Source organism: Embleya sp. NPDC056575 (assembly GCF_042793325.1).
GTDB lineage: Bacteria > Actinomycetota > Actinomycetes > Streptomycetales > Streptomycetaceae > Embleya.
Genome location: NZ_JBHTVA010000039.1, coordinates 1 through 14,335 on the forward strand (window position 1 = coordinate 1; position 14,335 = coordinate 14,335).

Here is a 14,335-nt window from a genome sequence, read left to right on the forward strand (position 1 = left end):
TGCCCGATCCGATCGGATCGGGCAGGCCGAATGTGTTTTTCCGTGGATTTATGCGACTTCGCCGGGTCGGGGTCGCGGGGCCGCCTGGCGCACGACCTTCGCCCGTGCCCGTTCGATCGAGGCGTGTACGACCGGTTCGAACGCGGAGCCCAGCAGCCTGGTGCCCAGGTCCATGACCTTCGCGTCGAGGCCGATGCACACGCGGGTACGGCGCTTGCGGACGCTGCCGAGGATCACGCGCGCCGCGTGCTCCGGCGAGGTCTTGGACAACGAGTCGTGCACCGCCACGACCTCGGCCCGGTCGGTACCCCGCGCCGCCCGCGAGTTGCGCACGATGGAGGTCCTGATCCCGCCGGGATACGCGGTGGTCACCCCGACCGCGCTGCCCTCACGGCGCAGTTCGTTGCGTACGGACTCGGAGAAGCCGCGCACGGCGTACTTGGTCGCGGAGTAGGCGCTGCGCTCGGGCATCCCGAACAGCCCGAACGAGGAGGACACGTTGACCAGATGGGCGCCGCGCGCCGGATCGGCGCGGCGCAGGTGCGGGAGGAAGGACTTCGTGCCGTGGGCCACACCCCAAAAGTTGACGCCCATGATCCATTCGAAGTCGGCCCACTCCATCTCGTCGACGCTCGCGGTCAATGCCACCCCGGCGTTGTTGATCACCAGGTTGACCTGGCCGAAGCGCTCCGCGGTGGTATCCGCCCAGTCCTGCACCTGCTCGCGCCGCGCGACGTCGACCACGTCGACGTGCACCTGCTCCGCGCCCAACTCCCGGGCCCGCCGGGCGGTTGTGTCCAGGCCCTCCGCGTCGACGTCGGCGAGGGCCAACCGCGCGCCGTGTTCGGCGAGGGCGAACGCGAGTGCCTGTCCGATTCCGGAGGCGGCTCCCGTCACCGTGCACACGCGTCCTGCGTAGTCTCGAATCACGGGTTCACTCCAAAAACTCGACCGCACGTGGATGAGGTGGCATCGGCTGCGAAATTCAGGAGAAGGCGCCGACGGTGGAGCGCAGATCGGTGGAGAGGTCGGTCAGCAGACTCGGCAATGCCTCGTGCACGTACAGATGGCCGCCGGGATAGGTGCGCAGTCGCAGGGGCCGCGTCGTTTGTTCCTGCCAATTCGACAGCGATTCCACCGCGACCAGGGTGTCGTCACGGGCGCCGAAGACACTCAACACACAGTCCAACGGCGCCTCGTGGACATATCGGTGCTGGAGGGCCAACAGGAGGTCGGCCATCATGGGCGGCCCGAAGGCCGCCATCGAGCCCTGGTCGCGAAACACCTCGGGCGGCAGCAGGTCGGTCAGTCCCAGTTGCCGCCAGGGCTGGTCCGAGACCAGGATCGGCTGGCACGCGCGCGCGAACGCGCCGCCCTGCGGCGGCGGCACGGCCGACAGGGCCAGCAACGACGGCATCCGGTGACCACATCGGCGCAGCTCGCGCACGGTGTCGAAGGCGATCATCGCGCCAATGCTGTGGCCGAAGAAGACGTACGGCCGGCCGTCGTCGGATTCGAGCACGAGCTCCGCGACCATCGCGCTCAATTGCGCCGGATCGGTGAGTGACACCTCGCCCGTACGTGCGCCGCGACCGGGAAGTCGTACGGCCGTCACCTCGACCGAATCCGGCAGATAATCCACCCACGGCGCGAACATCGTCGCGTCCGCGCCCGCATAGGGGATGGTGAACATCCGTACCGGCGCGTGCGGTCGGGGCGTATAGGTGACCAGGTCCGGACGCGGAGAGCGAGTGCCGAGCGGGCGGCAGATGGATTCCACAGGCGATTCTCGATTCGTCCTACGCGAACTACGCGAAAAGGCGGGGGTCGGTTGCGTTCGGCGAATGCCGGCCGATCGCGGAGACTCTATGCCCTCGGGGGAGCCCGGCCGGAAACACGATCGCCCGAACGGGTAATGGCCCGAGTTCCGGCACGTGATATCCGAACAGCCTTGTGGGTCGGACGATTTGCCGTTTCGACCCGGCACCCGCGAGGGCGTTCAACCGGCGGGTCGGTCGACTCCGTCGGCGGCGGAGTCGGCCGCCTGGCCGACCAGTTCGGGGCGGGCCTCGGTGCGGGCATCGGGCAACTTCGCGCCGGTGTCGCGGGGGCGCCGCGGCAACGACCACGACGGCGCCCACCAGTTGGCCCGGCCGGTGAGTCGCATCAGGGCCGGTACCAGGACGCCGCGGACGACGGTGGCGTCGACCACGACCGCGACCGCGAGGCCGACGCCGACCGTCTTGAGCAGGGTGACGTGGGACATGGTCAGCGCGACCATGGTGGCGGCGACGATCAGCGCCGCCGCGGTGAACAGTCGACCCGTGTGCTCGATCCCGAAGACGATCGACCGGGTGTTGTCGCCGGTGCGGACGAACTCCTCCTTGATGCGGGCGAGGAGGAAGACCTCGTAGTCCACGGAGATGCCGAAGGCGACGGCCAGGGTCAGCAGCGGCATCGTGGTCTCCAGCGTGCCATCGGTGGTGAAGTCGCCGACCAGCCACCGCAGATGACCGTCCTGGAAGACGTAGACGATGGCGCCCAGGCTCGCGGTCATGCTGAGCAGGCCCATCACGACCGCCTTGATCGGCACCAGGACGCTGCGGGTGAACAGGAAGAGCATGACCAGGGTGCCGACCAGCATGATCGCGGCGCCGTAGGGGAGCGCCTCGCGCAGGGTGTGTTTGGTGTCGGTCAACTCGGCCGCCTTGCCCGCGACCAGGTGGGGCTGCGGGGCGGGCAGGGCGCGCAACCGGTGTACGAGCGCGACGGTGTCCGGCGACTGGCTGTCGTCCGTGCCGACCACGCGCAGCACGCTGCCCACGACGGCGGGGCGGGCCTGCTCCGGCGGCGCGGCCGGGCGGACGATCACGCTCGTCGTACCGTCGGCGGCGGGCTCTTCCGGTTGCGAAGCCGGCAACTCCGGTGTCCGGACGGGAAGTCCCGCGCGGTAGTCGCCGGTGTCGGCGATCACGTGCGCGACATGGGGCAGCGCGGACAACCGTCGGGCGTAGGCGTCGATCGCCGGGGCGTCGGTCGCCGCGTTCGCCCGGGGCAGGATCACCGGGATGATCCGCTCGGGCGGGTCGACGAAGTCGCCGCGCAACAGCCGCGCCGCGCGGTGCGGTTCGGAACTCGTCGGCAGGATCTTCTCGTCGATGGTGGTGAACCGCGCGTGCAGGAAGGGCAGCGCAAGGACCAGAAGGAGGGCCGCGGCGGTGCCCCCGCACAGGATCGGCCGGGCGGTGGCGAGCGTGGCGATGCGACGCCAGGCGGGGCTGCCGCCGCCCACCCGTCCGCGCCCGCGCCGGAAGCGGCGGAACGGGTCCAGTCGATCCAGGCGCGGCCCCAACACGGCCAGCAGCGCGGGCAGTACGAGCAGGGACGTCAGCGACGAGATGCCCACCACCAGGATCGATGCCCACGCCAAGGAGCGCAGCAGTTCCAGCGGGAAGACGAACAGCGCGGACAGACACAGCGCCACCGTCGCCGCGGAGAACAGCACGGCCCGCCCGGCGGTGGCCATGCTCAGCACGACGGCCCGGCGCGACTCGACACCCCGGGAGAGTTCCTCGCGATAGCGGGTCACGATGAACAGGGCGTAGTCGACGGACAGGGCGAAGCCCAGCGCCGCGCAGATGTTGATCGCGAACACGGTGATCGGCATCGTGAGGGTCAATGTGGCCAGGACGGCCAGGGCGCCGGCCACGGAGACCGCGCCGACGGCGAGCGGGATCGCCGCCGCGGTCAACGATCCGAACGCGAGCAACAGGATGATCATGGTCAGTGGCGCCGCCAGCAACTCCCCCCGCTCGAGGTCGCGTTCGGACTCGTCGGTGGCCTGCGCGTTCAACCACGCGGGTCCGGTGGCGTCGACCCGCAAACCGGCCGCCGCCTTGCGCACGGCGGGGACCAGGGCGCGCGAGGCGACCGCGCCGTCGCGCTCGCTCCCGGCCAGGTCGACGCGGATCAGCGCGCCCTTGCCGTCGCGCGAGCGCAACAGGGGGGAGCCGGTGGTCCAGTAGGACTGCGCCGCGTGCACGCCCGGTCGGCCCGCGACCAGCGCGGTGATCCGGCGGCCCGCCTCGGCGACCTCGGCGTCGTCCACCGGCTTGTCGGCGCGCAGGTAGAACACCAGGTCCGCGGCGTCGGCCCCGTATCGGGCGGCGACCCGCTCGGCCTCCGCGGCCGGGGTCCCCGTCGCGGTGAAACCGCCGTTGGACCAGCGGTCCTTGGCGCCGGCGACCACGACGGCGGCCAGGAGCAGGACGATCAGCGCGCCGGCCAGGAGCGGGCGGCGGTGCCGTACGCACAGCCCGGCGAGTCGGCCCAGCGGGTCGCCGGGCGGGTCCGGCGCCTCGTGTTCGGGAGGTGGGACCGGGATGGTGTCGAGCATTGTGTGTCCTCCCAGGACGACGTCGTCTGTGCGATGGGCGAGGACGCCCGTGAACCGGGCTCGGCTGCGGGGAACCGGGCTCGGGCGTGGGCATGGCGAACTCCGGGCCGCCGTCGCGTCGGGCGGCCGGGCAGGGGCGAATCCTGTCGCCGACGGTCCGCCGCGTCCACGGATATTCGGAGGAATTGTTCGCACCGCAAGCGAGGGTACCGCGCATACGGACCACAACTCGTTATTGCGGGCCACGGCCGCCGCACCGCAATAAATCGTATGTAATAAGAATCGGACTGTGCTCGATCGGCGACCAAGTGGACAAATATGCCCATCGACACCCCGGCTCGGAACTAGCCCATACCGGTGAATCTGACTTCCCGCGCCGCAGCGTGGACTTTTCCAGCACCCACGCATGGATAGTATCGACGTCGCAATAGCCGGCCATCGGTTCCGCGAGAAGAGGAATGAGACCGTGCAGGTTGTTTTGACCGGAGGCACCGGTTTCCTGGGTCTGCGGCTCGTTCGTGAACTCGTGAATCGGAATTGCTCCGTCACGCTGCTCTCGCGCCGCAGCAGTACGGGCGCCATCGACCGAATCTCGCACGCCCTCGGTCGACTGGGCGAGACACCGGATTTCATTCGGAAATTTCGGCGCCGCGCCGACGAAGTGGACATCGAAATCGAGCGTCCCCTGTTCGGCCTCCCCGACGACCGGGTGGAAAAATTGGCGCGGCGCGCCGACATGTTCCTCCACAGTGCCGGAAACATCGATCTCAACACCGGTGCCCGGGCGATCCGGCCGGTGAATGTCAACGGAACGCAAAACTTCCTCGACATCGCCGCAAGGAGCCCGCACGGCGCGCCGTTCTGCCATGTCAGCACCGCGTTCGTGGCCGGCGCCCGACGCTCGGGCACCGTCGCGGAAGCCGACCTGATCGACACCTACGGCTTCGAGAACGAATACGAGCGGTCCAAGTGCGACGCCGAATCCCTGGTCGGCCGATGGGCTCGGGAAAGGGGAATGCCGGCACTGGTCATGCGACCCAGCATTCTCCTCACCGACCGGCCGCCGACCCCGGGACTCCCGGCGCACCCCTTTCAGACCATCAGCGCGCTGCTGCGTGCGTCGACGATCGAAAGGGGCATCGCCGGACTCTCCATTCCACGAGGTCTGCGGCCGGTCATCCACATGCAGGGACAGGCCGACGCGCGGCTGAACTGCCTCCCCGTCGAGGACGCCGCGAAGGCCATCGTGAGCATCGCCGCGGAACACCGGTCCACGGACGCGGAGACATACCACATCGTCCACCCGGACGACGTCTCCGCCACGACGCTCATCGAACTCTTCGAGAAATTTGCCCCGATCCGCATCGTTCTCCGGCCCGAGCTGCCCGAAAGGCTCTCCCCGGCCGAGCAGCGCTTTCACAGCTACGCCGGGTTCGCCGCGTACTTTCGGCACACGCGGGTCTTCGACGACCGCAACGCGCGCCGCGTCCTGGGCGGACCCTGTTCCCGGACGACCGTCGACATGGCCTATCTCCTGGCCGGCACGCACGGGATTCTCTGACGGTCGACGAAACCCGAGTCCGACACCCTTTCCGAAAGGCCACAGGAGAAACCGCTCATGACCATCGGACTGCAGGCATCACCTCGTCATGACGTGTCGGATCCCACCGCCGACGGTCTCCTGGCCGTGCTTCGCCAACCGCGGAGCGTGGCCACGATCGTTCGACGCCTGTCCGACTCCGTGACCGGCGCCGTCCTGGGTGACGCGCCCGTCGACGGCTGCGAAGTCGTCGGCACACTCTCCCCGCTGTATCCCGAATGGCTCGGGGATCGTTCGTTCACCACCGACCACGGCGTGCGATTCCCCTACGTGGCCGGTGAGATGGCGCAGGGCATCGCGGGCATCGCCATGGTCGAGGCGATGGCGCGCGCCGACCTGCTGGGCATCTTCGGAGCGGCCGGACTGCCGATCGACGCGGTGCGCCGGGCGATCGAGGAACTGCGCCACAGGCTGCCCGAACACGCCCCGTGGGGGGTGAACATCATCCACAACCCGCACTCGCCCGTGTGGGAGGACGAGGTCGCCGCCCTCGCCATCCGACACGGCGTGCGGTGCGTGTCGGTCTCGGCGTTCAGCAAGGTCACCCGCGCCCTCGCGCACTGCTGCGCGGCGGGCCTGCAGATGCGCGCCGACGGCCGGATCGTGCGTCCCCGGATGATGATGGCCAAGGTCTCACGGCCCGAGGTGGCCGAACAGTTCCTCGCACCGGCACCCCCCGAGCTGCTGCACGAACTGCTCGCCCAGGGCCTGTTGACCGCCGACGAGGTGGCCCTCGCCGCCCGTGTGCCGATGGTCGACGACCTGACCGTGGAATCCGACAGCGGCGGGCACACCGACGGCAGGCCGCTGTCCACCGCGCTCCCGCAGATCCTGGCCCTGCGCGACACCGTCGCCCAGCGACACGGCATCGCGCCGCGCACCAGGATCGGCGCGGCCGGCGGCCTGGGCACCCCGCACGCCGTCGCCGCCGCCTTCGCGATGGGCGCCGCGTACGTGGTGACCGGATCGGTCAACCAGCTCAGCCTGGAGGCCGACACCTCCGACCGGGCCCGCACGATGCTCCAGGCCGCCGACACGATGGACGTGGCCATGGCGCCGTCCGCGGACATGTTCGAGATGGGCTCGAAGGTGCAGGTCCTCAGTCGCGGCACGATGTTCGCCGCGAGGGCCTCCACGCTCTTCCGGCTGTACCGCGACCACGAGTCGCTGGAGGACATCCCGCCGGACCGGATCGCCCGACTCGAACGGGAGATGTTCCGTCAGCCTGTGGCGCAAGTGTGGGCCCAGACCGAGGAGTTCTGGCGCGCCCGGGAACCCGCGCAGGCCGACCGCGCGGCCGTGGACGGCAAACACCGCATGGCGCTGGTGTTCCGCTGGTATCTGGGCATGTCCAGCACCTGGGCGACCACCGGGGTCGCCGACCGCAGCGTGGACTACCAGATCTGGTGCGGCCCCGCGGTCGGCGCCTTCAACGACTGGCGCAGGCACGGATTCCTCGCCGATCCCGCGAACCTGTCCGTGGTGCAGATCGCCCGCAATCTCATGGAAGGCGCGACGGTGCTCACCCGCGCGCAGCAACTGCGCAGCCACGGTGTCGACCTGCCCCCTCAGGCGTTCACCGTCCACGCTCAAGAACTCCTCTGACTCGCATATGGCAAGGAGTCCCGTGCCCGAGAGTTCCCGTCCCTCCCAACCACCCATCGCCGTCGTCGGCCTGAGCACCCTGCTGCCCGGCTCCTCGGACGTCGGCGGGTTCTGGCGCGACGTGGTCCACGCCCGTGACCTCATCCGAGACGTGCCGGACACCCACTGGCTCATCAGCGATCACTATTCGAGCGACCCCACCGCCCCCGACAAGACCTACGGCAAGCGTGGGGCGTTCATGTCGCCGGTGGCGTTCGACCCGCTGGCCTTCGGCACCCCACCGTCCACGATCGACGCCACCGACACCGCACAACTGCTGAGCCTGGTCGCGGCCGAACGGGTCCTGCGCGACGCCTGCGGCGACGACGGCCCGTCCGAGACGATGCGAGAACGCACCGGCATCATCCTGGGAGCCAGCCCCACCGAGCTGGCCTTTCGCATGTCCTTCCGGTCCCAGCGGCCCACCTGGCGCCGGGTCATGCTCGCACGCGGCGTGCCGGAGGCCAAGGCCGACGAGCTGTGCGAGGCCATCGCCGCCTCGTATCCGGTGTGGAAGGAGAGTTCCTTCCCCGGCATGCTCACCAACGTCATCGCCGGCCGCGTCGCCCGCCACTTCGATCTGCACGGCAGCAATTACACCACCGACGCGGCCTGCGCCAGCTCGCTGTCCGCGATGAGCGCCGCCATCGACGAACTCACCCTCGGCCGCGCCGACATGATGATCACCGGTGGCGTGGACCCGCTGTGCGACGCCTTCGGGTTCACCTGCTTCAGCAAGACCCCGGCGCTGTCCCCGTCGGGCGAGTGCCGGCCCTTCTCCGCCGACGCCGACGGCACCCTCCTGGGCGAGGCCGTGGCCATGGTCATGCTCAAGCGCCTGGCCGACGCCGAACGCGACGGCGACCGGATCTACGCGGTGATCCGCGGCGTGGGCACCTCCTCCGACGGACGCGGATCCTCGATCTACGCCCCCGCCGTCGCCGGGCAGGTCCGCGCGCTGCACCGGGCCTACGCCAGTGCGGGCTACAGCCCCGCGACGGTGGAGCTGATCGAGGCGCACGGCACCGGTACCAAGGCCGGCGACACCGCCGAAGTCACGGCCCTGCAGGAGGTGTTCGGCACGGGCGACCCGGCCGACATCGCGCGCTGCGCGCTCGGATCGGTGAAGTCGCAGATCGGCCACACCAGGACCGCCGCCGGCGCCGTCGGACTGGCCAAGGCGGCCCTGGCCCTGCACCACCGGATCCTGCCGCCCACGATCAAGGCCGACCGTACCGATCCCTCCCTGGAGTTGGAGAAGGGCCCCTTCTACCTGAGCACCAGGACCCGGCCCTGGATCCGCGGCACCGACCACCCGCGGCGGGCCTCGGTCTCCAGCTTCGGGTTCGGCGGAACCAACTTCCACGTCACCCTCGAAGAGCACCGCACGGCGGAAACCGCCCCGGCGGGCGAGCGGTACACCCGCAGCGCGCCCAGCGAACTGCTGCTGCTGAGTGCCGATTCCGGCCCCGCGCTGGTCACCGCGCTGGACGCGCTGGCCGCGGACACCGCGCCGCCGGCCGACCTGGCGCGCCGCACCCAACTCGCCTTCGACGCCGGGGCGACGCACCGGCTGTGCCTGGTCGTTCGCGACGAGGACGACCTCCGGGCCCAGGCGGCCGCCGCGCGCAGCCGGATCGCGGCCGACGCTCGGGCGGCCTTCCACACGCCCGGCGGCGTGCGCTACGCGTGCGGTCCCGCCTCGACCGACAAGATCGCGTTGTTGTTCCCGGGGCAGGGCAGCCAGTACCCCGAGATGGGCATGGACGTCGTGCTGCACCAGCCGCTCGCGCTCGCCGCGTGGGACCGGCTGGCCGGCTTCGAGATTGACGGACACCCGCTGCACCGCCTCGTCTTCCCGCCGCCGGCCGTGGACAAGGCCGGCGAACGCGCGCAGGCCGACCGGCTCAAGGCCACCGAATGCGCGCAACCGGCGCTCGCCGCCCATGCGTTGGCGATGCGGGAGATTCTGGGCGCGGTCGGCTTCGAACCCGACTGCGTGGCGGGGCACAGCTTCGGCGAACTCTCCGCGCTGCACGCGGCCGGCGTCTACGACGACGACACCCTGATGGACCTGGCCCGAGCCCGGGGCGAACTCCTGCGCGACGCGGGCAAGGTGTCGGGGGCGATGCTCGCCGTCACCGCCTCCGCGAAGGAGGCCGACGACCTGGTCCGCGGCATCCGCCGAGCCTGGGTCGCGAACTACAACTCCCCGACGCAGCACGTCGTCTCGGGCGCGGAATCCGCGATCGTCAAGGTGGAGAAGCGCGCGCGGGAGCAGGGGCTCCGGGCCCAACGGCTCGCCGTCTCCTGCGCCTTCCACAGCCCGCTGCTCCAGTCCGCGACCACCGGGTGGCGACCCACCCTGGAGCGGTACGAGTTCGCGACGCCGCGCATGGCCGTCTACGGCAACGCCGACGCCCGGCCGTATCCCGGCGAGGCGTCCGCGATTCGCACCGTGCTGCACGATCACGTGACCTCCTCCGTGCGGTTCGCCGACATGATCCTGGCCATGCACGACGACGGCGTCCGTACGTTCGTCGAGGCCGGCCCGGGCACCGTACTCACCGGCCTGGTCGGCAGGATCCTCGCGGACCGGCCCCACCTCGCGCTGAGCGCGGACCAGACCCGGGGATCCGGACTCACCGCACTGCACCGCGTCCTGGGCGCGCTGGCCGTCGCCGGTCGCCCCCTGGACTTCGCCCCGCTGTGGGCCTCGTTCACCTCGAGCACTCCTTCGCCATCGCTGACAAGGACGGGTATGACCATCCCCATCTCCGGTCCCAACCCCGATGTGGGCCACCGCGAGAGCACCCCCGCCGTGCCCGTGGTCCACCAGTCGGGCACCGGGTTCCCGCCGGCCGCCGCGACGACGAGCCCGGCGCCGCCGGCCGCCGCCGCGCGGCCGATGCCACCGGCGCCGCTCGCCGTCACGCAGGCGGCTCCGCCGGCTCGGGTGCAGGCGGCGCCGCCGGTCGCGGCTCCGGCCGCGGCGGTGCCTGCGGCTCCGGTCGCCGCCGCGGCTCCCGCGCAGTTCGCCGCCGCCGCACCGGCGCCGGCACCGGCGCCCGCCTATGTGCCGGCACCCGTTCCGGTACAGCAGGCCCCCGCCGTGCCGGTGCGCTACGACCCGCCGGCCGCGGAACCGACGGCGCACGACGTCACCTCGTCCGGGTCCACCTGGTCGCCGGTGACCGCCTCCGGCGCCTGGCTGCACGCGTTCCTGGAGGTCCAGCGCCAGGCGGGCGACGCACACAGCGCCTACCAGAGCACCACCTCGGCCAGTCACGCCTCCTACCTGGACCTGGCCAAGACCTCGCTCGACGCGCTGATGGCCTGGCGGCCCGGAGCCGAGCCGCGACCCGCGGCCGCGCCGACGCACGCCCCGGTCGAGATGCCGGCGCCCATCGCCCCGGGCCCGCGCGCGTTGGAGGCCCGGCCGCCGGCCCTGGAGATCAGCCCCGCGCCGCCGATGCCGACGGCGTACCAGGCGCCGGCCCCGGTCACCCAGGCCCGGCCGCCCGTGCCGGCGGCGCCGGTTGCTCCGGCTCCGGTCGCGCCTGTCGCGCCTGTCGCGCACCAGAGTGTGGTCCAGGCTCCGCCCGCGATGGCGCAGATCCCGGCCCCGACCCAGGCACCGGCCCTCGCGGCCGCTCCCGCCCCGGCTCCGGCCGCCGTTCCGGCGCCGGCTCCGGTTCAGGAGAGTGGTGCGGATGTGGCGTTGGCGATCGTGGCGGAATTGACCGGCTATCCGGTCGAGATGCTCACGCCCGAGATGGATCTGGAGGTGGACCTGGGTGTGGACTCGATCAAGCGGGTGCAGATCCTGACCCGATTGCGGGACCACTTCCCGGGTGAGGCCGACGTGGATCCGGCCGACCTGGCCCGGTTGCGCACCATCGCCGCGATCGCCGAGAAGATCACCTCGATGCGCGCCCCCGGCGGTGTCGGCGCACAGGCTCAGCCCCGGACGCAGGCCCTGGTGCCGGCTCCCGCTCCGGCCGCGGCGCCGGCTCCGGCTCCGGCTCCGGTTCAGGAGAGTGGTGCGGATGTGGCGTTGGCGATCGTGGCGGAATTGACCGGCTATCCGGTCGAGATGCTCACGCCGGACATGGATCTGGAGGTGGACCTGGGTGTGGACTCGATCAAGCGGGTGCAGATCCTGACCCGATTGCGGGACCACTTCCCGGGTGAGGCCGACGTGGATCCGGCCGACCTGGCCCGGTTGCGCACCATCGCCGCGATCGCCGAGAAGATCACCTCGATGCGCGCCCCCGACACCACCCCGGCGCCGCCCCAGGCGCCCGTCGCCGCCCCCGCCGCGCCCGCCGCTCGTCCGCAGGAGCAGATTCCCGCGCAGAGCAAGCACGAGGCACCGCAGTTCACGGTCCTGCGCACCGGCACCACCCTCGTACCCGTCGAGGCCGCCGACGGCGCCGCCCTCAAGGGCCTGCGTGAACAACCGTTGCTGATCACCGACGACGGCACCGGCGTCGCCGAATGCCTGGCCGAGACCCTGCGCCGCGAAGGCATCAAAGCCTCCGTCACCGACCGCGTGACCGAGGACTCCACCGCCGTGATCTCCCTCGCCGGCCTGCGCGGGATCGACCCCGAGCAGGACCCGGACGCACCCACCCGCGAGGTCTTCACGACCCTGCGCACCATCGCCTCCGCGATGGACCGCCGAGGCGGCGTACTGGTCGTCGTCCAGGACACCGGCGGCGCGTTCGGCACTTCCGGCGTGCGCGGTCGCGAGGGTTGCGCGGGCATCGCCGCGCTCGCCCGTACCGCCGCGAACGAATGGGCCCACGCCTCGATCAAGACGATCGACATCGACCGGGCCGGGCGCGCCCCGCAGGACGTCGCCCAGGCCATCGCCACCGAACTCCTGCGCGGCGACGACGTCACCGACGTCGCGCTGGCCGCCGATGGTTCGCGCGCGCTGCTGCGCGGCAGCACCGAGCCGATGGGCGCGCCCCGGCCGCTCGACCTCGGGCCGGAGCCCGTCGTCGTGGTCACCGGCGGGGCCCGCGGCATCACCGCGTCGTGCCTGTTCGCCCTGGCCCGCGCGCACCGGCCGAAGTTCCTGCTCCTGGGCCGGACCCGCCCCGTCGACGAGGACGACGAACTGCGCGGCGCCGCGGACGAGACCGCCATCCGCCAGATCCTGGGCAGCCGCCGCGACGAGCACACCGGCGCGACCCCGACCCTGGCCGAACTCGCCGTCGCCTCCGGCCGCGTGCTCGCCTCCCGCGAGATCCGCAGCACCCTGGACGAGCTGGCCGTCGCCGGCGCGGAGACCCGATACGTCACCGCCGACGCCACCGACCGCGAGCGCGTCGCCGAGGCGCTGGCCGAGGTACGCCGCGACTGGGGCCCGATCACCGGGGTCATCCACGCCGCCGGCGTGATCGCCGACAGCAACATCGTGGCCAAGACCGAAGCCCAGTTCACCACCGTCTACGACACGAAGGTGCGCGGATTCCGCACCCTCCTCGACCTGACCGCCGACGACCCGGTGCGCCTGGTATGCGCCTTCTCCTCGGTCAGCGCGCGACTGGGCACCGCCGGGCAGTGCGACTACGCGGCGGCCAACCAGGCCATGGAGCAGATCACCGCGACCGAGGCGACGCACCGCCCGGGGACCGCGGTCAAGGCCGTCGCCTGGGGCCCGTGGGCGGCCGGCATGGTGTCCCCGGCGCACGCCGAGCACTTCCGCCGACTCGGCGTCCCGCTCCTCGAAGAGGCCGCCGGCGTCAAGGCGTTCATGACCGAACTGGAACAGCCCGGCCCGGCCTGCGTCTCGATCGCCGCAGGCACCTCCGCCCCCGCCGGCGACCCGACCGACCAACCGGGCGTCACCGAGATCGTCGTCGGCGCCGACACCCACCCGTACCTGATCGACCACAGCATCGCGGGACGCCCCGTGGTGCCCGTGGCACTGGTCCTCGAATGGTTCGCCGCCGCCGCGCGCGACGCGCTGCCGGACAACGGTTCCCTCCTGGTCCGCGACCTGCGCGTACTGCGCACCATCGCGCTGGAGAGGTTCGGGACGGAGGAGACCCGACTGCGGGTGCACGTGCGTCCCGACGGCACCCACCCCGACACCACGCTGCGCCTGGAACTCAAGAGCCTCGACGGCGCGCTGCACTACTCGGCCCTCGCGGGTCCGGGCGAGGCGGCGAAGCTGACCGCCCCGGCGGCGGAGCCCGTCGACGAGAACTTCGAGGTACACCCGGGCAGCGCCGTCTACGACGGAGCGATGCTCTTCCACGGCCCGAGCTTCCACGCCATCGACAGGATCACCGGGCTGAATTCCACCGGGGCGACCTGCGACCTGATCGGGGCGCGGCGACTCGGCTGGGCGCGGGACACCTGGCGGACCGACCCGCTCGTGATGGACGGCGCACTCCAGGCGGCCTGCCTGTGGGTGTTGTCCTCGGCCAGCGTGCAGTCGTTGCCGATGGGCATCCGTGAGGTGCGCGTGGTGTCGACCGGCGCCGTGACGACACCGGTGAAGTGCACCGTGCGCAGCGTCAAGCAGGGCACCGACGACGCGGTCTGCGACATCTGGCTCACCGTCGAACAGGACGGCGTGGAACGGGTCTTGGCCGTGCTCGGCGGCGTGGAGATGATCTACCGTCCGGACCTGTCCACGGCGACCCGGCCCGCGCTGATCTCGACGGACGCGTGAG

6 protein-coding genes are annotated in these 14,335 nt (G+C 71.5%); 3 read left to right on the top strand and 3 right to left on the bottom strand.

Going from position 1 to position 14,335, the window contains the following annotated elements:
• Positions 1 to 48 precede the first annotated feature (48 nt).
• The 3 genes from ACFRCG_RS28220 to ACFRCG_RS28230 all read right to left on the bottom strand — a co-directional run bounded on the left by ACFRCG_RS28220 (position 49) and on the right by ACFRCG_RS28230 (position 4,396).
• Positions 49 to 930: an SDR family NAD(P)-dependent oxidoreductase gene (locus tag ACFRCG_RS28220; RefSeq protein ID WP_380036505.1), complete on the bottom strand. Its 882-nt coding sequence runs from the start codon at positions 928 to 930 to the stop codon at positions 49 to 51.
• 55 nt (positions 931 to 985) lie between these two features.
• Positions 986 to 1,780, bottom strand: a complete 795-nt coding sequence (locus ACFRCG_RS28225) for a thioesterase II family protein (protein ID WP_380036507.1) — start codon at positions 1,778 to 1,780, stop codon at positions 986 to 988.
• Positions 1,781 to 1,999: 219 nt separating this feature from the next.
• Positions 2,000 to 4,396: an MMPL family transporter gene (locus ACFRCG_RS28230; protein ID WP_380036509.1), complete on the bottom strand. Its 2,397-nt coding sequence runs from the start codon at positions 4,394 to 4,396 to the stop codon at positions 2,000 to 2,002.
• 406 nt (positions 4,397 to 4,802) lie between these two features.
• Here ACFRCG_RS28230 and ACFRCG_RS28235 point away from each other — a divergent pair, with 406 nt between their 5' ends.
• Genes ACFRCG_RS28235 through ACFRCG_RS28245 form a run of 3 tightly spaced genes read left to right on the top strand, consistent with a single transcriptional unit; the run spans position 4,803 to position 14,334 of the window.
• A complete protein-coding gene (locus tag ACFRCG_RS28235; RefSeq protein WP_380036511.1) occupies positions 4,803 to 5,957 on the top strand; it encodes an SDR family oxidoreductase in 1,155 nt (384 codons plus the stop codon).
• 57 nt (positions 5,958 to 6,014) lie between these two features.
• Complete coding sequence (locus ACFRCG_RS28240) at positions 6,015 to 7,601, top strand: PfaD family polyunsaturated fatty acid/polyketide biosynthesis protein (protein WP_380036513.1); 1,587 nt, start codon at positions 6,015 to 6,017, stop codon at positions 7,599 to 7,601.
• Between the two features lie 22 nt (positions 7,602 to 7,623).
• Positions 7,624 to 14,334: an SDR family NAD(P)-dependent oxidoreductase gene (locus ACFRCG_RS28245; protein WP_380036515.1), complete on the top strand. Its 6,711-nt coding sequence runs from the start codon at positions 7,624 to 7,626 to the stop codon at positions 14,332 to 14,334.
• The last annotated feature ends 1 nt before the right edge of the window (position 14,335 follow it).

Bases quoted from the DNA above. Each gene is read 5' to 3' on its own strand.
- ACFRCG_RS28230 (WP_380036509.1), bottom strand. From the start codon at position 4,396: ATGCTCGACACCATCCCGGTCCCACCTCCCGAACACGAGGCGCCGGAC.
- ACFRCG_RS28235 (WP_380036511.1), top strand. From the start codon at position 4,803: ATGGATAGTATCGACGTCGCAATAGCCGGCCATCGGTTCCGCGAGAAG.
- ACFRCG_RS28240 (WP_380036513.1), top strand. From the start codon at position 6,015: ATGACCATCGGACTGCAGGCATCACCTCGTCATGACGTGTCGGATCCC.